Origin of the sequence: Vibrio sp. 10N.222.52.B7 (genome assembly GCF_041474275.1) — a bacterium.
Taxonomy (GTDB): Bacteria; Pseudomonadota; Gammaproteobacteria; order Enterobacterales; family Vibrionaceae; genus Vibrio; species Vibrio crassostreae_C.
Genome location: NZ_JBFRTU010000537.1, coordinates 1 through 368, shown reverse-complemented (window position 1 = coordinate 368; position 368 = coordinate 1). Strand labels below are relative to the sequence as shown.

General features: G+C 46.5%; 1 protein-coding gene. It reads right to left on the bottom strand.

The features are described from left to right. A partial coding sequence (locus AB4512_RS24075; protein ID WP_372176010.1) for an amino acid permease occupies positions 1–368 on the bottom strand: 368 nt, incomplete at both ends.

Genomic DNA, 368 nt, shown 5'->3' with positions numbered 1-368 from the left:
GGTTACCACCGAGTGCCATCATTGCACCGATAACGTAAACCGCGAACAGTGCAAATACACCGTATGCAACGATCTCTGCAATTTTTCCTAACCAGCTCGCCCCTTTGGTCGAGATGTGTGTCGCTGCTGCAAACAGACCTATTGAGATTGCCGAAGTCACTATCGGAGAGAAGGCGTACTCGTAGCCAAGCATCGCGTAAGACGCGTATGCGATAACGTTGGGCAGCAATGATACAAACCAGAATAGGTTCACGAACCAATATAGGAATGAACCTAAGTAGGCCGCTTTTGAACCCAGTGGTTGTTTAAGCCAGTCATACATGCCTGACTCAGAATTTTTATTTGCTGATACGAATTCAGCAATAATG